This is a genomic window from Methanoregula sp., from assembly GCF_028712425.1.
Classification (GTDB): domain Archaea; phylum Halobacteriota; class Methanomicrobia; order Methanomicrobiales; family Methanospirillaceae; genus Methanoregula.
This window is the reverse complement of the sequence record NZ_JAQTQD010000001.1, coordinates 181,817-203,111: the sequence shown is the minus strand read 5'-3', so window position 1 is coordinate 203,111 and position 21,295 is coordinate 181,817. Positions and strand designations below refer to the sequence as shown.

24 protein-coding genes are annotated in these 21,295 nt (G+C 55.1%); 14 read left to right on the top strand and 10 right to left on the bottom strand.

Features of this window, described 5'->3' with window-relative positions; translation table 11 throughout:
• Positions 1-196: 196 nt before the first annotated feature.
• Positions 197-1,402, top strand: a complete 1,206-nt coding sequence (locus PHF39_RS00890) for a TraB/GumN family protein (RefSeq protein ID WP_300219208.1) — start codon at positions 197-199, stop codon at positions 1,400-1,402.
• A 265-nt stretch (positions 1,403-1,667) separates the two neighbouring features.
• Here the strand turns inward: PHF39_RS00890 and PHF39_RS00885 are convergent, their stop codons facing one another.
• Positions 1,668-2,021, bottom strand: a complete 354-nt coding sequence (locus tag PHF39_RS00885; protein WP_300219205.1) for a hypothetical protein — start codon at positions 2,019-2,021, stop codon at positions 1,668-1,670.
• A gap of 123 nt (positions 2,022-2,144) precedes the next feature.
• Here PHF39_RS00885 and PHF39_RS00880 point away from each other — a divergent pair, with 123 nt between their 5' ends.
• Complete coding sequence (locus PHF39_RS00880; protein WP_300219203.1) at positions 2,145-2,846, top strand: hypothetical protein; 702 nt, start codon at positions 2,145-2,147, stop codon at positions 2,844-2,846.
• A gap of 2 nt (positions 2,847-2,848) precedes the next feature.
• Here PHF39_RS00880 and PHF39_RS00875 read toward each other — a convergent pair whose 3' ends face one another.
• Positions 2,849-3,547: a TIGR00266 family protein gene (locus PHF39_RS00875; protein ID WP_300219200.1), complete on the bottom strand. Its 699-nt coding sequence runs from the start codon at positions 3,545-3,547 to the stop codon at positions 2,849-2,851.
• Positions 3,548-3,710: 163 nt separating this feature from the next.
• Here PHF39_RS00875 and PHF39_RS00870 point away from each other — a divergent pair, with 163 nt between their 5' ends.
• The gene (locus PHF39_RS00870) at positions 3,711-4,379 is read left to right on the top strand and encodes a DUF2202 domain-containing protein (RefSeq protein WP_300219197.1); all 669 of its coding nucleotides are present in this window, start codon (positions 3,711-3,713) and stop codon (positions 4,377-4,379) included.
• A gap of 225 nt (positions 4,380-4,604) precedes the next feature.
• Here the strand turns inward: PHF39_RS00870 and PHF39_RS00865 are convergent, their stop codons facing one another.
• Complete coding sequence (locus PHF39_RS00865; protein WP_300219195.1) at positions 4,605-5,102, bottom strand: hypothetical protein; 498 nt, start codon at positions 5,100-5,102, stop codon at positions 4,605-4,607.
• A 284-nt stretch (positions 5,103-5,386) separates the two neighbouring features.
• Between PHF39_RS00865 and PHF39_RS00860 the strand changes: the two genes are divergently transcribed.
• Positions 5,387-5,539, top strand: a complete 153-nt coding sequence (locus PHF39_RS00860) for a hypothetical protein (RefSeq protein ID WP_300219193.1) — start codon at positions 5,387-5,389, stop codon at positions 5,537-5,539.
• Between the two features lie 4 nt (positions 5,540-5,543).
• Complete coding sequence (locus PHF39_RS00855) at positions 5,544-6,068, top strand: GNAT family N-acetyltransferase (protein ID WP_300219191.1); 525 nt, start codon at positions 5,544-5,546, stop codon at positions 6,066-6,068.
• An 886-nt stretch (positions 6,069-6,954) separates the two neighbouring features.
• Here the strand turns inward: PHF39_RS00855 and PHF39_RS13915 are convergent.
• From PHF39_RS13915 to PHF39_RS00845, 3 genes are read right to left on the bottom strand one after another with little or no spacing between them, the layout of a single operon-like run.
• The gene (locus PHF39_RS13915; RefSeq protein ID WP_366144134.1) at positions 6,955-7,332 is read right to left on the bottom strand and encodes a PIN domain-containing protein; all 378 of its coding nucleotides are present in this window, start codon (positions 7,330-7,332) and stop codon (positions 6,955-6,957) included.
• Complete coding sequence (locus tag PHF39_RS00850) at positions 7,332-7,613, bottom strand: hypothetical protein (protein WP_300219188.1); 282 nt, start codon at positions 7,611-7,613, stop codon at positions 7,332-7,334. The genes PHF39_RS13915 and PHF39_RS00850 overlap by 1 nt, the downstream gene beginning before the upstream one ends.
• A gap of 21 nt (positions 7,614-7,634) precedes the next feature.
• On the bottom strand, positions 7,635-8,636 hold the full coding sequence (locus PHF39_RS00845; RefSeq protein WP_300219186.1) for a hypothetical protein: 1,002 nt from the start codon (positions 8,634-8,636) through the stop codon (positions 7,635-7,637).
• Between the two features lie 260 nt (positions 8,637-8,896).
• Here PHF39_RS00845 and PHF39_RS00840 point away from each other — a divergent pair, with 260 nt between their 5' ends.
• From PHF39_RS00840 to PHF39_RS00800, 9 genes are read left to right on the top strand one after another with little or no spacing between them, the layout of a single operon-like run.
• Positions 8,897-9,439, top strand: coding sequence for a methyltransferase domain-containing protein (locus tag PHF39_RS00840; protein WP_300219183.1), 543 nt, complete (start codon positions 8,897-8,899; stop codon positions 9,437-9,439).
• On the top strand, positions 9,430-10,035 hold the full coding sequence (locus PHF39_RS00835; protein WP_300219180.1) for a cobalt-factor II C(20)-methyltransferase: 606 nt from the start codon (positions 9,430-9,432) through the stop codon (positions 10,033-10,035). The genes PHF39_RS00840 and PHF39_RS00835 overlap by 10 nt, the downstream gene beginning before the upstream one ends.
• Positions 10,022-10,756 (top strand): cobalt-precorrin-4/precorrin-4 C(11)-methyltransferase, encoded by a 735-nt coding sequence (locus PHF39_RS00830; RefSeq protein ID WP_300219177.1) that lies wholly within the window; start codon positions 10,022-10,024, stop codon positions 10,754-10,756. The genes PHF39_RS00835 and PHF39_RS00830 overlap by 14 nt, the downstream gene beginning before the upstream one ends.
• Positions 10,753-11,625 (top strand): cobalt-precorrin 5A hydrolase, encoded by an 873-nt coding sequence (cbiG, locus tag PHF39_RS00825; protein WP_300219174.1) that lies wholly within the window; start codon positions 10,753-10,755, stop codon positions 11,623-11,625. Before PHF39_RS00830 ends, cbiG begins: the two co-directional genes overlap by 4 nt.
• On the top strand, positions 11,609-12,394 hold the full coding sequence (cobJ, locus tag PHF39_RS00820; RefSeq protein ID WP_300219169.1) for a precorrin-3B C(17)-methyltransferase: 786 nt from the start codon (positions 11,609-11,611) through the stop codon (positions 12,392-12,394). Before cbiG ends, cobJ begins: the two co-directional genes overlap by 17 nt.
• Positions 12,342-13,010 (top strand): precorrin-8X methylmutase, encoded by a 669-nt coding sequence (locus PHF39_RS00815; RefSeq protein WP_300219167.1) that lies wholly within the window; start codon positions 12,342-12,344, stop codon positions 13,008-13,010. Before cobJ ends, PHF39_RS00815 begins: the two co-directional genes overlap by 53 nt.
• Positions 13,003-14,010, top strand: a complete 1,008-nt coding sequence (locus tag PHF39_RS00810; protein ID WP_300219164.1) for a cobalt-precorrin-5B (C(1))-methyltransferase — start codon at positions 13,003-13,005, stop codon at positions 14,008-14,010. The genes PHF39_RS00815 and PHF39_RS00810 overlap by 8 nt, the downstream gene beginning before the upstream one ends.
• Positions 14,007-14,588, top strand: coding sequence for a cobalt-precorrin-7 (C(5))-methyltransferase (locus tag PHF39_RS00805; protein ID WP_300219162.1), 582 nt, complete (start codon positions 14,007-14,009; stop codon positions 14,586-14,588). The genes PHF39_RS00810 and PHF39_RS00805 overlap by 4 nt, the downstream gene beginning before the upstream one ends.
• A gap of 51 nt (positions 14,589-14,639) precedes the next feature.
• Entirely contained in the window at positions 14,640-14,816 is a 177-nt protein-coding gene (locus PHF39_RS00800; RefSeq protein ID WP_300219159.1) for a hypothetical protein, read from the top strand.
• A 5-nt stretch (positions 14,817-14,821) separates the two neighbouring features.
• On the opposite strand, the gene PHF39_RS00795 is transcribed toward PHF39_RS00800, so the two are convergent.
• The 4 genes from PHF39_RS00795 to mutS form a co-directional block, all read right to left on the bottom strand.
• Positions 14,822-15,346 carry a hypothetical protein gene (locus tag PHF39_RS00795; RefSeq protein ID WP_300219156.1) on the bottom strand — a complete coding sequence of 175 codons (525 nt, stop codon included), beginning with the start codon at positions 15,344-15,346 and terminating at the stop codon, positions 14,822-14,824.
• Between the two features lie 100 nt (positions 15,347-15,446).
• The gene (locus PHF39_RS00790) at positions 15,447-16,313 is read right to left on the bottom strand and encodes an A/G-specific adenine glycosylase (protein WP_300219153.1); all 867 of its coding nucleotides are present in this window, start codon (positions 16,311-16,313) and stop codon (positions 15,447-15,449) included.
• Between the two features lie 475 nt (positions 16,314-16,788).
• Positions 16,789-18,594, bottom strand: a complete 1,806-nt coding sequence (gene mutL, locus PHF39_RS00785) for a DNA mismatch repair endonuclease MutL (RefSeq protein WP_300219150.1) — start codon at positions 18,592-18,594, stop codon at positions 16,789-16,791.
• Positions 18,591-21,266 (bottom strand): DNA mismatch repair protein MutS, encoded by a 2,676-nt coding sequence (gene mutS, locus PHF39_RS00780; protein WP_300219148.1) that lies wholly within the window; start codon positions 21,264-21,266, stop codon positions 18,591-18,593. Before mutS ends, mutL begins: the two co-directional genes overlap by 4 nt.
• Between the last annotated feature and the right edge of the window lie 29 nt (positions 21,267-21,295).

Sequence of the window (21,295 nt, the reverse complement as noted above, 5' to 3'; positions counted from 1 at the left end):
TTTTATTTGCGGTATTTCATAAGCAATTCATAAGAAACACCGAGTTAACATATTGTATAGTATATTGTGTATTTAGTATGACAACGGTTTTTGAATTCTGATTACCATTCATAACGAGTCCTTTCAGCAGACCCTTTCCCCATCCCCTCCCTTAATCACCCTTCACCACCAACATAACCGTCACAAACGGTGATCAATGGCAGAAATAAAAATCATCGGCACGGCCCACGTCTCGCAGGAGAGCGTCAACGAGGTCCGGACCGCAATCGAAGAATATCATCCCGATGTCGTTGCCATCGAGCTTGACCCGGCACGGTACTCGGCCCTGAAAAAACAGGCACGCGACCCGAGCGTGAACGATGTCCTGGAAGTGAAAAATTTCAACTCCCTTCTCGTCCAGTGGCTCCTTGCCTATCTCCAGCGCAAGATCGGGTTCGACGTTGGCGTTGAACCGGGTGCCGAGATGAAAGCTGCAATCGCGGAAGCCGAGCAGCGTAATATCCCTATCGCGCTCGTTGACCGGGACATCCGCGTCACGCTCATGCGGTTCTGGAACACGCTCGGCATCATCGAGAAACTCAAGATGATCTGGGCCCTGATCATCTCGATTGCCGAGATCGATGGCGGGGAAGAGATCGATATCGAGTCCTTAAAGGAACAGAACGTGATCGATGTCGTGATGGAAGAGTTCCGGAAGTTCTCCCCCAACGGAGCCCGTGCCCTCATTGACGAGCGTGATGCGTATATCGCGCACCAGCTCGTCCTCCTGAAAGCCCAGCGGCCCGAAGGAAAGATCCTCGCAGTCATCGGCGCCGGTCACCGGAAAGGGATCTCCGTGTACCTCGACGACCCGAAGACCCTTCCGCCGTTCGACTCGCTGACAAAAGAACCAAAACCGTTCCCGTGGGCAAAGGTCTTCGGCTTCGGCGTCACGTTCCTCTTCGCCTTCCTGCTTGCGGCCATCGCGTTCTCGGGCGTGGGCCTGGATGTCCTGCTGTATGCGTTCCTCTTCTGGGTGATCATCCACGGCGTGCTCTCTGCACTCTTCGTCCTGCTTGCGGGCGGCCACCCGTACTCGGCCCTGACCTGCTTCTGTGTTGCGTGGATGACCTCGCTCAACCCGATGCTCCACGCCGGGTGGATTGGCGCATATGTCGAGGCCCGCGTGAGGAAGCCCCCCATCTCGGACTTCAGGAAGATCTACGAGACCGAATCGCTCAGTGAGATGGCGAGGATCCCGCTCTTCAAGGTCGTGCTCGTAGCAGCGCTCGGCAACCTCGGGAGCCTGCTCGGGACGGTTCTGTACTTTATCTTTGTCTTCCCGGTGCTCGGCATCGACCCGGGCGTGGTCATCACCACCGGTATCGGCAATATGTGGGCGTGGGTTACCGGGTTGTTCTGATCTTTTTTTTGGAGATTACATTTTCTCCACTGCGATTGATCCCCCTCGCGCCAGCCCTGCCCCCAAGGGGGCGGGGACGCAGGTGATGCCTCTGTATTACCAGAAAGGAATACTTTGGCAAAGATTTCTTTCATAAAAAAATTGAAGCCGCCGCGGGGCGCCCTTCGGGGCGGCGGCCGTTCATCGCAACCGGGGGTATGGGGGCATCAGCCCCCATCTTTGCGAATGATGTTTTTTGTGGGAGAGCAGAAAATTTCACAAAATCTTACGGTTGCCCGGGCCGGAATCCGGCAATCTCCTTATCAATCCAATCCGCAATAATGGACTTGATCTCCGCATGGTCCATCCCCTCGCGGTACCGGAACCGGATCTCCCCTTCCAGCATATCGAGAACGGGCGTCACGATGGTCAGGTAGGAATCCGTGCAGGTGAACCCACCGGCGTTCTCAACATGGAGCAGGACAAGCTCGTTTAAATGCCCCATCTCGCCGGTCATGGTTACGAGCCCTTCGAGTGTCATGCCCCGGGGGACAGTACCGGCAGGGCATTCCGGCAGATCCTCCGGTGCAGGGGCCCGGTCTCCGGGTTGTTCCGGTTTGTCTGTGTCAGGGCGTTCCATGAAAAAGTCCGGTACTGGATAAGGAAGATCCACTGTCCATGCAATTGAAAATTCCGGTGCCGGCCACAACAGTTATTCTCTTATGTGACCTCTCCTTGTTATCAGTCAGGAGATCCTCACAGCATGTCGAGCACAGCACTCCTTGTCATCGAAGGCCTCTGGTGGACGCCCGAAGAGAAACCCAAGCGTCCCTCCGTCCTCCTCTTCCTCCAGGGACTGGAGGGTGTCCAAGGCGACTTCAACATCTATTACTCGAACTTCTACGAGAAGATCGGCTTTAAGCGGGCGCTTGAGGACGACCTGACGAACACCAAAGAAGACCGGCTCTTCCTGTACATTGCAGCCCATGGCACCGGCAAACGGATCGGCGGGCTCAAGTCCAAGACCGGCATGAAACTGCCGGCCATGTTCAAGGCCGTGAAGAACGCGGCCCGGTACTCCAATATCGAAGGCGTGCTCATCGGCTCGTGCAGCGTGGGCAACAACATCGATGATTTCATCGCGACCACGAAGAACTCCCACATTGCCTGGATCTTCGGGTACACCTGCGAGATCAGCTGGATTGCAAGCACGCTCATCGATGTCTCGATCTTCGAGCACCTGATGAAACTCTCAAAGAGCGATCTCAAAGACCGGAAGAAGATCTTAAACGCGTTTGTGAAGGCGCTGCGTAGGTTCAACGGCGATTATATTCTCTGCAAGCAGAAGGGCAGAAACCTTGCGTTGAAAAATGCCATCACCATCGTTGTCCAGCCCCGCAGTCCCGGCGAGAAGGTCGTGGACGAGACCGCGTACGTGCTGGAAAAACTCGGCTGGAAAAAATAATTTTATACCGGCTTGACTTTTACTTCCGGCTTGGGCAGGTAGGGTATGAGGCTTGCTGCGATCTTCTGCATGTTCATCGACTGGAGAATGACTTTTCCCGGGCCCGTGAGCGTGGTGACAAAGAGGCCCTCGCCGCCAAAGAGTGCGGTCGTGATCCCGCCCGCGAGCGCGATGTCGTAAGCGACGGTGTGGTCGAACCCGACAACAAGGCCGGTCTGGACTTTGACAACCTCGCCGGGCTTTAAGTCGAGCTCGATGATGTCGCCGCAGCAGTGGAGGAAGACCGTTCCCTGCCCGGTCATCCGCTGGAGCACGAAACCCTCGCCTCCGAAAAGACCGGCCTGGATCTTGCTTGTGAACGCGATGTCGAGCTCGACTCCTTCATGGCAGCAGAGGAACGAGTCCTTGCGGGCGATGAACTCCCGGTCGGGGCTTATCGTAACCGGAAAAATCTTGCCCGGCATGGTACCGGCAAACGAAACAAAACCGGAGCCCTCGCCCGGCGAGAAACGCGTGAGGAATACGCTCTCGCCCACGACCGCCCGCTTGATGCCGGAGATGATGCCCCCTTTGAGCTGGCTCTCCATCGTGAACGAGCCGGTCATGTTCACCATTGCCCCGGCCTCTGCATAGATCCCCTCGCCCGGCAGGAGGTCGATCTTCACCATCTGCAGGTTGCTGCCAATGATCTCGTGCTTCATACAAACTCTCAGACAGGAATTCTCTTCGGGAGAAGAAATGTGTTGCGGGATGAGAATTGTAGTGAATAGCGCGAGAATTATTTGGATGAGCCGTCGTGGCGAAAAAAAAGAGTACTTGAAATACGTACCGTGAAAATTCTATTTTATGTCACGATCGTTTTTCATGGGAATCCTCCTGCTTGTCTGCATCCTTGTCGCAGCAGCCGGCTGCACCGGCCAGCAGGGACCGGCACCGGTAACTCCCGCGGCACCCGTTGCCACGCCCTCACCATCTGCAACGGACATGGCGTTCAACGCACTGCCGAAAGGAGAACTCAACGCAACCGAGACCGCCGACATCCTGCTCCTTCAGGAAGAAGCAAAGTTCGCGTACGATCTCAACGCGGCGCTCTACGGGATGCACACGACCCTCCCGCTCCTTCAGGACATCTCGAATGCTGCAAAAGTCTCCATGAAAGTCGATGATGTGATCCTTTTCCGGTATGACATCCCCAATCCCGAGAAACAGAAGGCCGGGATCTTCACCAACCCGTTGCTCCAGCAGATGTACAACAATGATCTCAACACAGGGCTCTCGTCCGCAGCCGATGCACTGAGGGTGAGCGCACAGTTTACGGAAATGAACATCGCGGATCTCTCTGCGGCAATTGGCCGGACCGACAACCAGGACCTGACCTATATTTACAACCATCAGATGGCCGTGGCAAGCAATAACCTGCGACAGCTCTCGCAGGCCATGAGCGGGTACGGTGTTGTGTACACGCCGAATTATATCACGGCGGAATCGTACGCCCGGATCATCGCTTCGCCGATGGAAAGGATACCGGAGTAATATACCTGTTTTCCGGTACCCGGAAAACCTCTCTTTTTGAGACTCTCTGAAAAGATCTGATCGCAGGATTCTCCGACGTAAAATTCGGAGAGCCAGAATCCCCGTGGCCGTAAATACCCCAAAAAGCGGGACTAAGTCGCGAAAAAGCGGGACTAATTCATGATTTTTCCTAAATTTCACGTCGGAAAAACGCGGACGTAAATAGCGCTAATACAGAGGCATAACTCAGGGCCGGACGGGCTGGAGGATGCCGGAATGAAAAGAAGGGGGGTTTTGGATCATAGGTTTAGGGGTCCCAAAGTTGCGGGTAAGTTGACAGTCGAAGAATGCTCCCGCATTCTTCTCCTCCTCCAGGTCTGATGACCTGTCGGACTGTGACAGGTCAAATACCCGTGACGAGTATTTTTCGCAAGTCCGGAAATGCACTAATATATAGGGGGGATTTGGGGTAGATCCGAACCCCTGTCGGGGGAGATCTTCGGCGGCAGTATCAGAAGAAATCATTGCCGCAATCATTTTTTGCTCGCGTGACATCAGTACCGGGATACCAGCATGACGTACCTGAACTGGGGCTGCGACCCCCTGACCGGGGAATGTGAATTCTGTCTTGATGCGTACTGCAATATCTGCAATGAAGATTTTAAGAGAATGCACCGGAAGAATGAGTTCTCCGATGATGCCGGTGAAGCCGGGCCGGATGTTGATGAACCGGATTGCGATCATTGCGATTTGGAGAGCAAGCCGGACTGTGCGCATTGCGAGATTGTGTTTGCGGTCTGCCGGAGTTGTACGGAATTTGCGGGATGTGAGTTTCGGATTTGTGGGGATGAGTGAGTGAGGCCGGGGCAAACATATCTCTGTCACAGAATTCCATTCTCCTGAAATTCTGTCGTGAGAACTATGCAATAATCTTTAAGCGATAAAAGAATAATATAAAATATAATTGTCAGGTAATGTCTGGCATAATCCGACACTGTCATTCACAGCGTCATGAAAGGAGAAGAACGATGGCAAAACCTATTGAGTTAGAAACAACCCTGAAAGGTGAAGAGGCACGTGCGTTTAACGATTACGTTAGTGCACCGTCCCAGAGTTTCAACAAGGAGAGTCTGGATCTTTTCAGGGAAGCCCGTCAGCTCCGGAAAGACTGGCACAGATAACAAAATGCCAGTCGATATCAATAATCTTGTTTTTTCAAAATTAGCTGAGACTACTGACGTCTCAACATTCCGTTGCTCCGATTCTGACGATCTCCAGGATTTCTTACGTTCTGCTGCAAAAGTGAACCAGGTGCAGAAAATATCCACCACGTACGTTGTCCACCTGGGGCCAGAACTTATTGCTTTCTTTTCCCTCTCAATGGGTTGTATCAAATCTGATTTTGTAAACCGTAAGATGACCCTTGAAATGGACGATCCCCCCAATAGTTATCCGGCACTTCTCCTGGCAAGAATTGCCACAAGGGATGGATATCGCGGCCAGGGAATCGGGCGGGAGATGATGAAGCGGGTGTTCAGTATGGCTTTTGATCTGACCGAGCAGATAGGATGCAGGTTTGTGAAAGTTGATGCCAAAAAGGATCCCCGGACCATCCGGTTTTATGAGAAAAATGGCGGGTTTGTCCGGATTCATGAAAATAATGATTCCATCCAGATGGTTGTTGATCTTACCAAGATCCCTCACGAATAACGCGAGATGATTGTGGATCTGAATGCGAGAAAGACCGCAAATTTCCCAAACACCGTCTGGGGAATCTTTAACAATGGTCATTGCCGGCAAACCATCAATTCCGCAGACAGTGTCTGCTAAATCTCAAGTTAAAGTCTAGGTAAAATCACCGATTGTGTAAACACTGTTCGCGCAATTTGCTATCACCAAGGTGATATCTTGCGTGAAAATTTTTTATGCTGGACCTTGCTCAAAATATTTTCAACGCGATTACGATCGCGATCAAAAATTATTTCCGGATCAATCGAACCTTGCATGAAATTTTTCGAGCAGACTTTGATTGAATTTTTTTCAGCAGACTTTGCTCAAGAAAAGTTAAACGGTTTTGTCTGAACCTAGATAGAGCAAAGCTGCACTTCGTCATAAACTAATCCGGTTTTTGAAGCAGATTTTAATGAAAAATTTTTGATCAGACCTTGATTGATCTGCTTTCAAGCAGACTTTGCTTGAAAAATATTTTCCAGACCTTGCTCAATATTTTTCAAACGCGAATGTGATCGTGATTGAAATTGTGATCCGGATCAACCGGACCTTGATTGAAAATGATTGAGCAAGGTTTGATTACGATTCGTTGCTCACGATTATGATGCGATGCCAGACGCGCAAAAGGTCTGCCGACTTTTGCGCTACGCATTTACCTGTACTCGAATTTGCGTATGGGCCGCTCTCGCGAGGGGGCAACGAATTCCCCGAGCAACTACTATCAGGAGGGGGGCGGAATCATAACAGTTTCTCAAAAATTTTCAAACTCTCTTTTTCAGTAATATAATTGAAATGCGAATATCCTGTGGTGTTGCGCTATGGCATGAGTTGAGATACGAACTTGCCTAATATACCTTTTATTAATTCATATGGTCTCAACTGATATATCAGTCACAGTATCAAAATGGTGATCTAATGTTTTGAGAATCAATCCATGATACTTTGCTGCACCATATTGATACGCATCATCAAAATCAAAATGATATGTGATATGGCCATTGTCAATAAGAAAATGATAGTCTATCGGTATTGTTTCGATCTGCACTGATGGCATTACATCCTTGATGAATCGAGCGTATAATCCAATTTTATGTTTATTATACAAAACAACCCCAATTGAATGGAGTGAAAAATCGGTAATATGTAAGCTTCCGATATTATTATTTAGAAAAATTTCACATTGTGTTCGTTTGGAATCGTTCAGTAGAATTTCTAAAAAAATGTTAGTATCGATGAGATACATTATCGCCACTTGAGCGCTTCATGTGTTAATTCTACTGAATTTACTTTCCCTTTTAAATCAGATAATCCCCCTGCCCAGTCGAACTTGAATGTTTTTTTCTCTTCTTGTTTTTGCCCAATACTCCACATGGGAATAGATATTATCGGCATGATGATTTTGCTACTAGTGCTTTGATTGAAGGAATTGAAAGGATTGATAATTTGAACTCCCGTCGAGTCAACCATGCCGTTTGATGATTTACTATAACTCGCAGTTGTAATGTCGTTAATGAATTCGTTCATTTTAATCCTCCATTCATCCTTTTATTCTGCGATCCAACTTTCTTTCAATGGTCTTTCCTGATATGCTATTACAGGTGCAGGTACACCCGGTTGTGCAACTTGGATTCTTCTAACTTCACGCACTGTTCTGAAGATATGAGTGAAATTCATTGATTCGATGACCGCTCTATCTAGAGACGCTTCAGTTTTGTCTTTGCCACCAAGTAGGGGTTCCAAAGTATATGGCGTATCTAATAATAACATTTTGTTATAGGCATCAAATAAATCGTATATTGCTTTTGTAGTGTTTGGATTGGGATTGATTACTTTAGGTCCTAAAATTTGTCTTGCCTCTGTAGGTCCAATGATATAATCATGAGAGAATCTACCCTTTGTTAAGATTTCAATAACCTTTTTTATGTGTTCCTTATCTCCATCATGGCATTTCATTAATTCATCTGCTAAAAAGACAATTTGCTCTCTCGATCTTTGAACCGCACCCAGAGCCAATGGATTAACGGTTGATGCCAATATTTGAAACACCTGTTTCATTGAGTCTTCTGATTTTAACTCACTACTTTTAGCCAGTGAGAAAAAAGCGTTGACATCCTCAACACTTATCTGCATTATACGGGGGGGTTGACCGGGAAGGCTTACAGTTGGACCCAGTGGATGTTCAAGAGATGGATCAATTGGACTCAATTGACCCATTTTTGTCATTACAATTTCATTTGCCCCTAATGAGATTAACGTAGCACTGCTGAGTGCTCTGAAAGGGACAATTACATTGAATTCTTTACAATATTCTCTTAATAGATTTACCAGTGCATATCCCGCATTGGTTAGGCCACCCGTACTATATAGGAATAAATCGATTCGTTTTTGTTCTCCCATTGCCCGAAGGTGTTTATTGAAAATTGGGAAAATATCATTGGCAATTTTAGTTTCGAGACCCGGGCGATCTCCTGTAATGTATACGATAATTTTTGAATCTCGCTCTTTTTCAAGTGCAGCAATTAATGATTGGCGTTCTGCTTTACTCATTAATTTTCACAATTAGACTAATTATTCTGCACCCATTAAAGGTTTCCTTAATTGTATGAGGTTAACGAATACTTCATTATCAGAAAAAAATTGTTAAAATAGACAAAAAAACATTACTTTGCATGAAAAGTTATAGGCTGGTTCTAGTCAAGCTTTTTGAACATAATTGATCAAAATCATTCGTTCTTCATCATGTTATGATCCAACAAGTCCCCCCATTTCCCAACCCTTAATACCCTCTCCCTCCAAATCTTCTCCAGATGCCCGGCACAAAACTCCCCGGCGGCCCGACCCAGGACGAGGTCATGGCAGTCTCGCTCCAGAAGCTCGGACTCTGCAGCACCGACACCGTTCTTGAGATCGGCTGCGGCACCGGTAAGGTCTCGGTGGCCATTACGAACAGCGTAAAAAAAGTCGTATCGATTGATATCCGGCCCGAGGCTGTGACGCTTGCCACAAAGACCGCACAATCGGCCGGCCGGAAGAATATCGAGTTCTCCTGCACGGAAGCAACGGAGTTTCTCCGGCACGATGCGGAATACGATTGTGCATTCATTGGCGGGACGAAGAACCTGCTCGCGGTTCTGCCGGTGCTGGCGAAGAGGGTGAAGCGAACGATCGTGATCAACGCGGTGCTCCTCTCCACGGTCTGCGAAGCGGTCTCAACACTCCAGGAACTCGGGCTCTTTGTTGAGGTCGTGCAGGTGCAGGTCTCGCGGTCAAAGCCCCTTGCGGGAAGCCTCATGTTCAAACCCATCGATCCGGTCTACATCATTGTCGGGAGGGGAGCGGCATGCTCGTAGGTCTTGGCCTTGGCCCGGGAAACCCCGAGCTCTTAACGCTCCGGGCCGTGCGACTGCTGAAAGAGGCCGACACGGTCTTTGTGCCCGGCCGGATCGCAAAAGACCTCGTTGCCCCGTACCGCGATTCGGTTGTGCTCGACTTCCCGATGACAGACGATGAGGCGAAGATCCGCGAGTGCATGAAGGAGAACGCAAGGAAGATCGCACCTGTGGCTCAAGATGGGCTTGCGGTTTTCGGGATTCTCGGCGACCCGAACTTCTTCTCCACGTTCTCGCGGCTCTGTGCGGTGATCGCGGAGACGCACCCCGGGATCGAGTTCCGGACCGAACCGGGGATCAGTTCCATCACGGCGTTTGCGTCAGCCGCAGGAGTCCCGGTGAACGAGGGTTTCACGGTCTCGGACGGGACGATGTCGGACACGAAGATCCTGCTGAAGGTCAGGAAACCGAAAGAGAAAGCAGCCTCGCTTGCTGCCGAGGGCTACCGGGAGTTCGTGCTGGTCGAGCGGATGTTCTTCGATGATATGAAGGTGTACCGGAATGACGAGCTCCCGGAGAAGAGCGATTACATGAGCGTGATGTATGCCCGGAAGTGACGAGAAGAATACGATCTGGTTCGTGGGCGCCGGCGCGGGCGACCCGGAACTGATCACGGTGAAAGGGAGAAAACTTCTCGACCGGGCTGAGGTCCTCATCTATGCCGGATCGCTGGTCAGTCCGGCGCTTGTTGAGACCTGCCCGGCACCGGAGAAGATCGACAGCTGGGACCGGAAGCTCGACGACATTGTCAGCATCATGATCGACCGGGCAAAGAAGGGGAAGCGGGTTGTCCGGCTCCATTCGGGCGACTCCGCGATCTTCGGGTCGATTGTTGAGCAGATCGCTGAGCTGGAAAAAGCCGGGCTCACGGTGAAGATCGTTCCCGGCGTCTCCTCGGTCTTTGCCGCAGCAGCCGCACTCACCACGGAGTACACCCCCAAGGGAGTTGCGGACACCCTCATCATCACCCGTCCCGCGGGAAAGACGCTTGAAGTGGATTACATCCCCGAGCTCTCGAAGGTCCCGGCAACGATGGCGTTCTTCCTCGGCAGCGAACACTTCTCAGAGATCACAGAGAAACTCTCGTGCCCGGACGACACGCCCGCGGTCGTAATTTACCATGCCTCGTGGCCCGACCAGAAGATCATCCGGGGCACGGTTGCCGACATTGCACAGAAGGCACAGGACGCCGGTATCACGCGGTCAGCCCTGCTCATCGTAGGCCGCTCCGTGCTCGGTACCGCGTCCGGCTATAAGCGCTCGCACCTCTACTCATGACAGAGACTGTTGTGATCACGTTCCCGTATTCAAAGGCTGAAGCGGAGCGGATCGCAGAGTTCCTCGGAGCGGACGTGCTGGAGTATTCCGCGGAAATTTTCGATCAGGTCTTCTCCCAAAAAAAGCGGATCATTGCCCTGATGTCGATGGGGATCGTTGTCCGGAAGATCGCCCCGCTGCTGGATGACAAGTGGACCGACCCGGCTGTTGTCGTGGTCAGCCCGGACCTCCGGTTTGCAGTTCCCGTGCTCGGCGGGCATCACGGGGCAAACGAGCTCGCAAAGGAACTTGCCGGCCTCGGCCTCATTCCGGTCATCACCACGGCAACGGAGTCCCGGGGCCGGGACTCGGTGGAGACAATCGCGGAACGGACCGGGACGGATGTCCTGAACCGGGACTCGACCCGGGAAGTGAACGCAGCCATTCTCACAAGCGATATCCCCGTCCACGCGGTCCGGGGCCCGGCAATTGTCCTTGCCGGCCCGGATGTCTCGGTGCTTCTCGCGAAGGGGACGTACTCGGTCGGCGTCGGGTGCCGGAAAGGGATCCGGCCGGACGAAGTTGCCCTCGCTGTTGAAGAAGCACTTGCCGAGAATGGGATCGAAAAGGGCGAGGTTTTCGTATACGCGACAACCACGAAAAAACTCGGCGAGACCGGCCTTGTCGAAGGCATCGGGGCACTTTCCGGGAATTTAATATTCCTTGACGATGATACCATAAACGCACAGGCAGGCACCGGCCCGTCACGGGCAACCCGGCTCGGGCTCCTTGGCGTTGCCGAACCCTGCGCCCTTGCAACGTCAAGGACCAAGACTCTTGTCATGGGAAAGAAAGTATTCGGGAGAGTGACGGTTGCCATCGCACGCTGAAACAACAAAAGGATCGCTTGCCATTGTCGGGCTCGGGCCGGGCCTGCTCGACCACATGACGCCCCGTGCGATGAAAGCAATCGCAAAGGCGGAGTACGTGCTCGGCCACTCGACCTATCTCAAGCCGCTCGGACTGCTGCTTGAGGGCAAGCAGGTCGTCAGCAGCACGATGGGAAAAGAGGTGGACCGGGCCCGGCAGGCCATCGACCTCGCCCGCTCTCACCATGTTGCGATCGTATCGGGAGGCGACGCGGGCGTGTACGGCATGGCAAGCATCGTGCTCGAAATACTCGAACACGATGAGGCCGATATCCCGGTCGAGATCGTGCCGGGCATCACCGCGGCAAACGCAGCAGCGTCCCGGCTCGGCTCGCCGCTCTCCGGGGACTTTGCGGTCATCAGCCTCTCGGACCTCCTGACACCGCTTGAGGTGATAGAGGCCCGGCTCGATGCGGTCTTCACGCTCGGGATCCCGGTCGTGCTCTACAACCCGAAGAGCCGGGGCAGGCCGCACAACCTTGCGCTTGCAGTGAGCCTTGCGAGGAAACACCTGGAGCCCAAAACGCCGGTCGGGATCGTGAGGAACGCACTTCGCGAGGACGAGACGACCCGGGTGACAACGCTCGGCGAGATCGAGACAATCATGGATGCAATCGACATGCACACGGCCGTCATCATCGGCGGTGCGGAGAGCAGGATCTGGAGGAGGGGAGACGATGTCAAAGGAATCATCACGCCACGCGGGTACCACAAAAAATACGTATATTGATGTCGGGGCCGACACGCAGGAAGGCTACGCGATCTCGACCAAGTCGCGGGCACTGGCACGCGAAGCGATCGGCAACGAGACGCCCGAGGACCGCGTGAAGCAGCGGTGCTCGATCGCGGTCGGGGACTTTGCCATGGCGGACCTGATGCGGTTCACCAACAACCCCATCCCCGCTATCATCGCGGCGCTGAAGAAGGGAGCCCCGATCATCACCGACATCCGCATGGTGCAGATCGGGATCCAGAAGAAGAGACACAGGAGCGAGGTGCTCTGTGCCCTTGACTTCGGGGCGGAGATCGTCAAGGAAAGGGGGATCACGAGGAGCTCGGCCGGTTTCATGGCGCTGAAAGACCGGCTGCCTGGGTCCATTGTCGTGATCGGCAACGCCCCCTCAGCCCTCCTCTCGCTCTGCGAAATGGTGAAAAACGGCGTCCGGCCCGCTGCCATCATCGGAGCCCCGGTCGGGTTTGTCAATGCCGCAGAGTCCAAGGCCCTCTTACGGACGATCGACATCCCGTCCATCTCGTCCGAAGGCACGCGGGGCGGAACGCCGGTCGCAGTTGCTGCTGCAAACGAATGCATCACGATGTTCATCGAGGAAGCGGGAGATGCGTGACCCGGTCACCGGTTTTATCTATCCTGAAGCCTGGGTGGAGAAGTGCCAGCGGCCCGGCCAGCTCCCGCTCGTTGAACGCGGTCTTGCAGTCCTGACATCGTCCGGCACCATCCTTGCCCGGGGGTTTACTACCGGAACAACCGCAGCAGCTGCGTGCAAAGCGGCGATCCTCTCGCGGGCCGGGCGCGAAGTGACGCTTGTCCCCATTGCCCTTCCCTGCAGCCTGACCGTCAACGTCCCGGTTGAAGGCAGAGCCGGCCGTGGATCTGCCCGGAAAGTTCCCGGGGATTACCCCGGTGATGTCACGGCCGGGCTCCTCTTTGTTGCCGAGGCAACCCCCACGAAGAAGGGGATCGTGATCTCCTTTGGCGAAGGTGTCGGCCGGTTCGCCCGCGACACGCCCCGCTACAAGGCCGGCACGCCAGCGGTCAGTGCCCCGGCTCTCGCATGCATCCATGTCGCGGTCGAGGAAGCGATGAAAGAAGCCGGGTTCTTCGGGATCGAAGTCCGGCTCACAATCCCGCAGGGAAAAGAGATCGGTAAGATCACACTCAACCCCCGCGTCGGCGTCATGGACGGGATCTCGATTCTTGGCACCACAGGTCTGGTCGAGCCGTGGGACGACCACCTCACCGAGTCCACGCTCGAACGGATCGCAGCAGCGGACGAGCCGGTCCTCACCACCGGCCGGGTCGGGCTCCGGTTCGCACGGCTGATGTTCCCCACGCACGAAGTGATCCTGATTGGCGGGAAGATCGACCGGTCGGTTGCAGCGGTACGGGAAAAGGCGATCCTTTTTGGTCTCCCCGCGCTCATCCTCAAATACATCAACCCGCAGGTGCTGGAAGGCACCGGGTCGGCGACTGTCGAGGAACTCTCGGTCACACCGGCGTTTCCCGTGATCGTTGAAAAAAATCTCGCCGCGTTCAAAAAACGGTTTCCGCAGGTCCGCGTGGTGCTGGTGAACCGCGAGGGTGAAATAATCGGAGAGAGTGCATGAAGATCATCGGCGTTGGCTGCGGCCCGGGATTACTCACGGAACAGGCGATAAAAGAACTCCGCGCTGCCCGGAACGTGTACGGGTCGGACCGGGCCATCGAGCTCGCCCGCCCGTTCCTTCCTGCTTCCTGCCGGGTCAAATCCATTGACGACTTCAAGGCCCTCTCAAGACTCCCGCAGGACTCGGTTATCCTCTCTACAGGCGATCCGATGCTTGCAGGGCTCGGGTATCTGCAGGGGGAAGTGATCCCCGGGATCTCATCGCTCCAGATCGCAACCGCCCGGCTCCACATCCCCCAGTCCCGGGTCGCGGTGGTTGTGGCCCACGGCCGCGGGCACGAGAAAGGGATGGCCGACACGGTCGAGGAAGTCAAACGCGGCAAGATCGTCTACCTCCTCGCCGACCCGAAGTTCGATGACAACGAGCTCTACAGCCGGCTCCAGCGTCTCGACCTCCCCCTGCAGGTCGCGGTCTGCGAGAACCTCGGGTACAAGGACGAGAAGATCACGGTCGGGCCGATTGCAGAGCCTCCCGTGACAACCGCGGACCTGTACTCTCTTGTCATCGGGAATTTCTAAACGGCAAACCTTTTTTTGTGGCCCGCTCCACGTACTTCAGAGAGGGTGAGAATGGACAAGGCAACCAGGACACAGATCAGCATCGCATTCTTCGTAACCGGTTTTGTATTGATCGCCATCCAGGACTTAAAGCGGCTCGATACCATTGACCTCGGTTTCACCTGGCCGTACGCGATCATGTTCTATGTCGGCCTCATCTTCATGGCAATCGGGTATTACCTGAAGTAACAGGATTAGATCTTTCCCGTTTTTCCCTGGGCAGCCGGCTCGCTCTTTGCCACCTTGATCTCGCACTGGCGGTCACCGGTGCACATGGTGCGGACGAACCGGACCGAGAAATTCCTGTTGAGCCGGGGGACGGCGGTCAGGGTAAAGGCCATGCACTTGCGGAACACATGCCCCCCGGTGCTGTCGGCATCGAATCGCCCGGAGAGAAACGGGCACCTCTTTATGACAATGACCGCGCCGTCCTGTGAGATGTCCAGCACCTCGGTCTTGAACCCGGGGCCAAAGAGGATGACCATTATCGTGCGCAGGGTATCAGCAATCTCCTTTGCAGTCCCCACCCGGAGAGAGAGGGTCTTTGCGATCTCAAACGCGGATGCGGCTGCCTCCATCCAGACTTCCTGCTCGATCTCATCGTACCGGTCGCCCAGTTCCGCCCGGAAGGCCCGGTCGTACAGGAAGGGCAACTTTGCCGAGAATCCCGCGGCAAGCCGCCATTTCACGTCATCAGGAATGGAGTCTGGGTCGGGCATGGTGCATTCCCCGTGTCGTACCGGTGTATGGGAACCTGCGCATTATCAACTGTTTGCTGGTGACAATCACCCGGTTTGCGAAAGGTCTCCAGTAAAATCGTTACGCTGTCTTGTCCGCAATGGAAAAAGATCTTCTGTCTCTTTTGATGAATCCCTCGGCTTCAAGGGCTGCGAGGATCCGCCGTGTCCGTTCCGGATCTTCTTTAATGTGGCTGACAAGCGCCTTCTCAGTCAGTTTCTTTCCCGAAAGGAGCTGCCTTAAGATCTCCCCGCGGATCTTCCGGTCGGAGCCTTCGAAGGCGGGTTGCCGGTAGTAGTGAACACTCCGCCGGTTCGGGTTGGGAACGGCCTTTTTAAGTTCCGTGCCATAGTCCATGAGTGCATTGTACCATTCGCGGGGATTCTCGCGGTACAGGGCAGCTTCGACCAGTGGCCGGATAGCGGTGTCATCCACAATCTCATTGTCCGAGAAGAAGCAGTGGATGAAGACGCGGCGGATGTTCGTTTCGATAAAGACGACGGGCCGGTTGAAGGCAAAGGCACAGATAGAGAATGCGGTGGCTTTGCCAATACCCGGAAACGTTGCCAGAATTTCCGGATCATCCGGTAATTCCCCATGGAATTCTTCCATGACCCTGCGGGCACATTTCCGTAGCGCGATTGCCCGCCGGTTGTATCCCATTCCCTGCCACTGTGCGAGGATATCAGCGAGCGGGGCTCCTGCGAGCGTTGAGAAATCCGGGAATGCGGCAATGAACGGGGGGAATTTTTCAGCGACCCTGCCAACCTGCGTCTGCTGGAGCATGATCTCGGAGACGAGGATTGCGTAGGGATCGGTTGTTTCGCGCCACGGGAATTTCCGGCCTGAGCTGCGGTAGCGGGAGAGGACGAGATCCTGGAACGCGGGGATGTCGTCCTGCGTGAAAAGAGGGCCGGGGCCGGTGAGGCGCTGCTGGGTGGAGGGCATGGTTTCTGTTATCCATGTCTGATGGAATCAAACGGGTGATAAGGGTTGAGGTGAGGGCAAAGATGTAGTGGATATTTTTTGATAATCTGAAGTAAGTGAGGAGCGTGTGCCCCCCAATCCCCCCTTCCATCAGAACTGCCGCCACAGGCAGGCAGTTCTTCAGGTGGGGGGTTCCGTTGATGCGAACCGGATCGCGGCTGTGATCCAATAACGGATTCTTTGCAGATTTATCCGGTAATGACAAGATATCTGAAGTTTCTATACGGTCCTGACAACCGTTTTATCGAACCTAGTAACTGTAATAGATCCGCTGCGGGGGCGCCCCGTCGGGGGCAGCGGCGGTTATCATCATGGGGGTATGGGGGCATCAGCCCCCATCAATGACTCCAAAGATTTTCCTCTGAATTTTCTCAAAGATCTGAAAAAATGTATTCTTTCGAATGTTTGAGCACGATGATGTGTTTTTCTCTCCCCATCAGCTCCGCTTAAACATCCCGTCCAGCTGCTCCCGCGTGAACCGGATAATCGTGGGACGACCGTGCGGGCAGGTGAACGGGTTCTTCGTGAGCCGGAGCTGGTCAGCGACACGCTTGCACTGTTCTGGCGTGCAGACTGTGCCGGCTTTGATTGCTCCCCGGCATGCGACAATACGGGTGATCCGTTCGCGGTTGTCGACTCGCTCCCCGCGGTCAGGGCTCACGAGGTCGCTGATGATGTCTTCGAGCAGGGATGTATCCTCCAGTTTCCCGAGGATGATGGGGACGGTGCGGACAAGGAATGTGTCTTTGCCGAACTCCTCGATCTGGAATCCTTCATTTCGGAGTGACGGCAGGAGTTCAGAAAGCACTGCACTCTCGCGGGGAGTGCGGTGGAGGATGACTGGCGTAATTAGTTCCTGCACGCGTTTTCCACTGCCGTCCTGTTGTCCTGCCAGTTCGTACAGGATGCGTTCATGCGCGGCGTGCTGGTCGATGATCAGGAGTTCCCCTGATGCGGTTGTTGCAAGGATATAGATCCCTCCGAACTCACCGATGACGCGGAGCGGCGGGAGGGTTGCTGCGGGTGCGGGTCCGGGTGCGAGTTCTGTCTGGCGCAGCCGCCGGTCGGAGTCGGTGACCCCTGTATGGGTTGGTTCGCTGACAGCCGGTGGTTTTGTTACGGGGAACTGGTAAGAGTTGGAGTGGGACAGTGCAGCCATCGTGGCAGGAGTATCTGCAACAATGGGTCGTGGCGCTGCGATTGGCCGGATATCCGGAATAAGGTCGTGGCCCGAAAGAGTTTTCCTGACAGCCTCGCGGACAACGCCTGCAATCTCCGGTTCGCGGGAGATCCTGACGAGTTTCTTGGTCGGGTGGACATTGACATCCACAAGGTTTGTGTCAATCTCAAGCGCGAGGAACGCAACCGGGAACCGGTCTTTGGGAAGGAGAGTTCCATACCCTTCCTTGATGGCATTGGTGATGGCAGGGGAGGAGACATACCTCCCGTTGATGGAGAGGAAGATCCGGTCCCGGTCTTTCCGGGAAAGGGAGGGGCGCGAGATATGTCCGTTGATGGCAACAAGCGGTGCTGTTGCCGAGACCGGCACAAGATCGCGGGCCGTGTCAGCGCCATAGATCCGGGCAATGGTGTCGAGCCGGGTCGCGTTCCGGCCGGTGACGACCTGCTCCGTTCCATTGTAGGTGAGCCGGAACGCGATGTCCGGGTGGGCGAGGATGATCCCTTCGAGAATGCCGATGACATGCGAGAGCTCGGTTGCCCGGCTCTTCTGGAACTTCTTCCGGGCCGGGGTATTGAAGAACAGGTCTTCGACAAGGACGGATGTCCCGCCCGGTGCACCGACAGCACTGTTCTCCCGGACTTCGCCACCTGCAATAACAATCCGTGTCCCGGTAGCAAGATCATTGTCACGCGGTCTCGTAACGAGCGTGACCCGGGCAACCGCTGCGATGCTTGCCAGCGCTTCCCCGCGGAAACCGAGGGTGCGGACGGTGTCGAGATCGGAGATCTCCCCGATCTTGCTCGTTGCATGCGGGGTGAAGGCGAGGAGTGCGTCCTCGCGTCCCATGCCCGTTCCGTTATCTGTGACGCTGATGGAGGTGATCTCGTTCTTCGATGCCATGAGATCGATCCGGATTCCCTGCGCCCCGGCATCGATAGAGTTCTCGACCAGTTCCTTGACAACGGAGGCGGGGCGCTCAACGACTTCACCGGCAGCAATCTTGTTGACCGTTGCCTGGTCGAGCACGCGGATCTGGCCTGAGTTGTTGCCCTGTTTCATGGGTTCCCGCCGTTCCCCTTCAGTTTACGTTTCAGTTCTGCAATCATTGCAAGGGCCTGGATGGGGGTCATCTCATCCGGGTTGGCGGCTTCCAGTTCATCCAGCACCGGATTTTTCCTTGGGGCCGGGGCTTCTGCTTTGTCATCAACCAGGAGGATCTGCGTATAGCGCTGGGGGCGCGATCCGTTTTTCACCGGGGCGTTCAGGTCCTCGTCAAGGAGCGTTTCTGCACGCTCGGTGACTTTTCTCGGGATGCCGGCAAGGCGGGCAACATGGATACCGTAGCTCTTGTCGGTGGCACCGGGGATGATCTTCCGGAGGAAGACCACCTCGTCTTTTGTCTCCTTCACCGCGAAATGGTAGTTCTTGACCCGCTTCAGTTTTTCTTCCATGCCGATGAGCTCGTGGAAGTGCGTGGCAAAGAGGGTCTTTGGCCCTGCACTGCCCTTCCCGTGCAGGAACTCGAGCACGGCTCTTGCGATGGAGGAGCCGTCTGCAGTGCTCGTGCCCCTGCCGATCTCGTCGAGGATAACAAGGCTTCTTGGGGTGACATTGTTGAGGATGTTTGCCAGCTCCAGCATCTCGACAAAGAACGTACTCTGGCCGCTTGCAAGGTCGTCGAACGCCCCGACTCTCGTGAAGATCCGGTCGAGGATGCCGATCCGTGCATGACGGGCAGGGATAAAACTCCCGGCCTGTGCCATGATACAGATGAGCGCGGCAGCCCGCATGTATGTCGATTTCCCGGCCATGTTGGCCCCGGTGATGATCATGATCTGCGTACCGCTGCCGGAGAGCTCGGTGTCGTTGGGGACAAATCCTCCGGCAACGCCCTGCTCCACCACCGGATGCCTGCCATCGCGGATGACCAGGGTGTCGCTTTCGTCCAGCTGCGGGCGCACATAGTTCCGCACCTGCGCTGTTTCGGCAAGGGCAGCGGCAACATCGAGGACGGCGATTGCGTTTGCAGTTTCCTGGATGGCCGGAATATCCTTTTTGAGGATTTCGAGGAGTTTTGTATAGAGCTCCCGCTCAAGGATGAGCACGCGCTCGTCTGCGTTCGTGATGAGCGTCTCTTTCTCGCGGAGCTCGGGGATCGTGTACCGCTCTCCGGTTGCCGTGGTCTGCTTGCGCTCGTACCGGGTCGGGACAAGCGCAAGGTTGGGTTTTGTCACGTCAATGTAATACCCGAAGATCCGGTTGTACCCCACCTTGAGCGATTTGATCCCGGTGGCCTTGCGCTCCTTTTCCTGGAGTTCCACGATCCAGTCCTTTCCCGAGTGAAGGACGCCCCGGATGCTGTCCAGCTCCTCGCTGTACCCGGGCCGGATGACCCCGCCGTTTCGTGCAACTGCCGGCGGATCATCGGCAATGGCTTTCCGGATCAGGGCACGGGTTGCAGGGAGATCATGGATGGCGTCAAGCGCAGTCGATGCAAGGTCAGGGAGGGCTTCCCGTGCCCCGGAAAAACACCGCTTCAGCAGCGGCAGGGTTTCAAGGGTATCGGCGAGAGCAACAAGGTCGCGTGGACCGGCGTTTCCGTACGCGATCCGGGCCGCGATGCGCTCGATATCGGCACATGCCTTCAGGCTGTCGCGGAACGCGATCCGGTCCGTTGTCCTGCCGGCCAGGAACTGCACGGTGTCCAGCCGGCGGTTGATCTCCCGGATGTTTGTGAGCGGGCGGGAGAGGTACCGGTCCAGGAGCCGGCTCCCCATCGGTGTCTTTGTCAGGTCAAGCGAGGAGAGGAGCGTTGCGCCTTTTCCCCCCCGGATGCTCTCCCGCACCTCCAGGTTTCTCAGCGTGACGGCATCCAGCACCAGTGAATCGGAAGAGTTCCGGAACGAGAGGGCGCGGATGTGGGTCAGCGGGGCATGCTGGGTCTCCAGCGCATACGCAAGGGCGGCCCCCGCGGCTCCGGTGGCACAGGACCGGCTTTCAAAGCCGAACCCCCCGAGGGACGCGGTGCCGAAGTGACCGCAAAGGAGGCTCGTTGCCCGGTCGCACGAGAAGAGCTCCTCCCGGCAGGGAGTTACGATGACACCGGCATCGCGGATACGGTCTCGAAGGGGACCCGGAAGATTTTCCGGTACAATGCACTCCGCAGGCCGGTACCGGGCAATCTCCGACAGCAGGGATTCGTGGGTAGGATCCTCGGGCACAGTGGCAGCGAAGAACTCCCCGGTCGAGATGTCGAGGAGCGATATGCCCCACTCTTTTTGTTTTACGTCAGGAAGAGCGGCCATCAGGTACGTTGCAGCAACCGATGGAACAAGGGCCGGGTCGATGACTGTGCCGGGCGTGATGACGCGGGCGATCTCGCGCTTTACCACGCCTTTCGTGGTCTTCGGGTCGCCGACCTGCTCGCAGACCGCCACGCGATATCCCCTGCCAACCAGTTTTGCGATGTATCCTTCCGCAGCATGGTACGGCACACCAGCTAGCGGGATCGGGTTGTCCCCGCTCTTCGATCGTGAGGTCAGGACGATATCCAGTTCGCGCGAGACCAGCTTTGCATCCTCGTTGAAGGTCTCGTAGAAATCGCCGATCCGGAACAACAGGATGGTGCCAGGATGCTGCTCCTTCATCTCGTGATACTGCTGCATGACCGGGGTCAGCCGCGCACCATTGCCGTTCTCACCGTTGTTTGCAGGTCCGGGCTCGCGCACCATGAGTGCAGATAGGTACCCCTCCGGATCAA

Bases quoted from the DNA above. Each gene is read 5' to 3' on its own strand.
- PHF39_RS00890 (WP_300219208.1), top strand. From the start codon at position 197: ATGGCAGAAATAAAAATCATCGGCACGGCCCACGTCTCGCAGGAGAGC.
- PHF39_RS00885 (WP_300219205.1), bottom strand. From the start codon at position 2,021: ATGGAACGCCCTGACACAGACAAACCGGAACAACCCGGAGACCGGGCC.
- PHF39_RS00880 (WP_300219203.1), top strand. From the start codon at position 2,145: ATGTCGAGCACAGCACTCCTTGTCATCGAAGGCCTCTGGTGGACGCCC.
- PHF39_RS00875 (WP_300219200.1), bottom strand. From the start codon at position 3,547: ATGAAGCACGAGATCATTGGCAGCAACCTGCAGATGGTGAAGATCGAC.
- PHF39_RS00870 (WP_300219197.1), top strand. From the start codon at position 3,711: ATGGGAATCCTCCTGCTTGTCTGCATCCTTGTCGCAGCAGCCGGCTGC.
- PHF39_RS00865 (WP_300219195.1), bottom strand. From the start codon at position 5,102: ATGATCGCAATCCGGTTCATCAACATCCGGCCCGGCTTCACCGGCATC.
- PHF39_RS00860 (WP_300219193.1), top strand. From the start codon at position 5,387: ATGGCAAAACCTATTGAGTTAGAAACAACCCTGAAAGGTGAAGAGGCA.
- PHF39_RS00855 (WP_300219191.1), top strand. From the start codon at position 5,544: ATGCCAGTCGATATCAATAATCTTGTTTTTTCAAAATTAGCTGAGACT.
- PHF39_RS13915 (WP_366144134.1), bottom strand. From the start codon at position 7,332: ATGTATCTCATCGATACTAACATTTTTTTAGAAATTCTACTGAACGAT.
- PHF39_RS00850 (WP_300219188.1), bottom strand. From the start codon at position 7,613: ATGAACGAATTCATTAACGACATTACAACTGCGAGTTATAGTAAATCA.
- PHF39_RS00845 (WP_300219186.1), bottom strand. From the start codon at position 8,636: ATGAGTAAAGCAGAACGCCAATCATTAATTGCTGCACTTGAAAAAGAG.
- PHF39_RS00840 (WP_300219183.1), top strand. From the start codon at position 8,897: ATGCCCGGCACAAAACTCCCCGGCGGCCCGACCCAGGACGAGGTCATG.
- PHF39_RS00835 (WP_300219180.1), top strand. From the start codon at position 9,430: ATGCTCGTAGGTCTTGGCCTTGGCCCGGGAAACCCCGAGCTCTTAACG.
- PHF39_RS00830 (WP_300219177.1), top strand. From the start codon at position 10,022: ATGCCCGGAAGTGACGAGAAGAATACGATCTGGTTCGTGGGCGCCGGC.
- cbiG (WP_300219174.1), top strand. From the start codon at position 10,753: ATGACAGAGACTGTTGTGATCACGTTCCCGTATTCAAAGGCTGAAGCG.
- PHF39_RS00815 (WP_300219167.1), top strand. From the start codon at position 12,342: ATGTCAAAGGAATCATCACGCCACGCGGGTACCACAAAAAATACGTAT.
- PHF39_RS00810 (WP_300219164.1), top strand. From the start codon at position 13,003: ATGCGTGACCCGGTCACCGGTTTTATCTATCCTGAAGCCTGGGTGGAG.
- PHF39_RS00805 (WP_300219162.1), top strand. From the start codon at position 14,007: ATGAAGATCATCGGCGTTGGCTGCGGCCCGGGATTACTCACGGAACAG.
- PHF39_RS00800 (WP_300219159.1), top strand. From the start codon at position 14,640: ATGGACAAGGCAACCAGGACACAGATCAGCATCGCATTCTTCGTAACC.
- PHF39_RS00795 (WP_300219156.1), bottom strand. From the start codon at position 15,346: ATGCCCGACCCAGACTCCATTCCTGATGACGTGAAATGGCGGCTTGCC.
- PHF39_RS00790 (WP_300219153.1), bottom strand. From the start codon at position 16,313: ATGCCCTCCACCCAGCAGCGCCTCACCGGCCCCGGCCCTCTTTTCACG.
- mutL (WP_300219150.1), bottom strand. From the start codon at position 18,594: ATGAAACAGGGCAACAACTCAGGCCAGATCCGCGTGCTCGACCAGGCA.
- mutS (WP_300219148.1), bottom strand. From the start codon at position 21,266: ATGGTGCGCGAGCCCGGACCTGCAAACAACGGTGAGAACGGCAATGGT.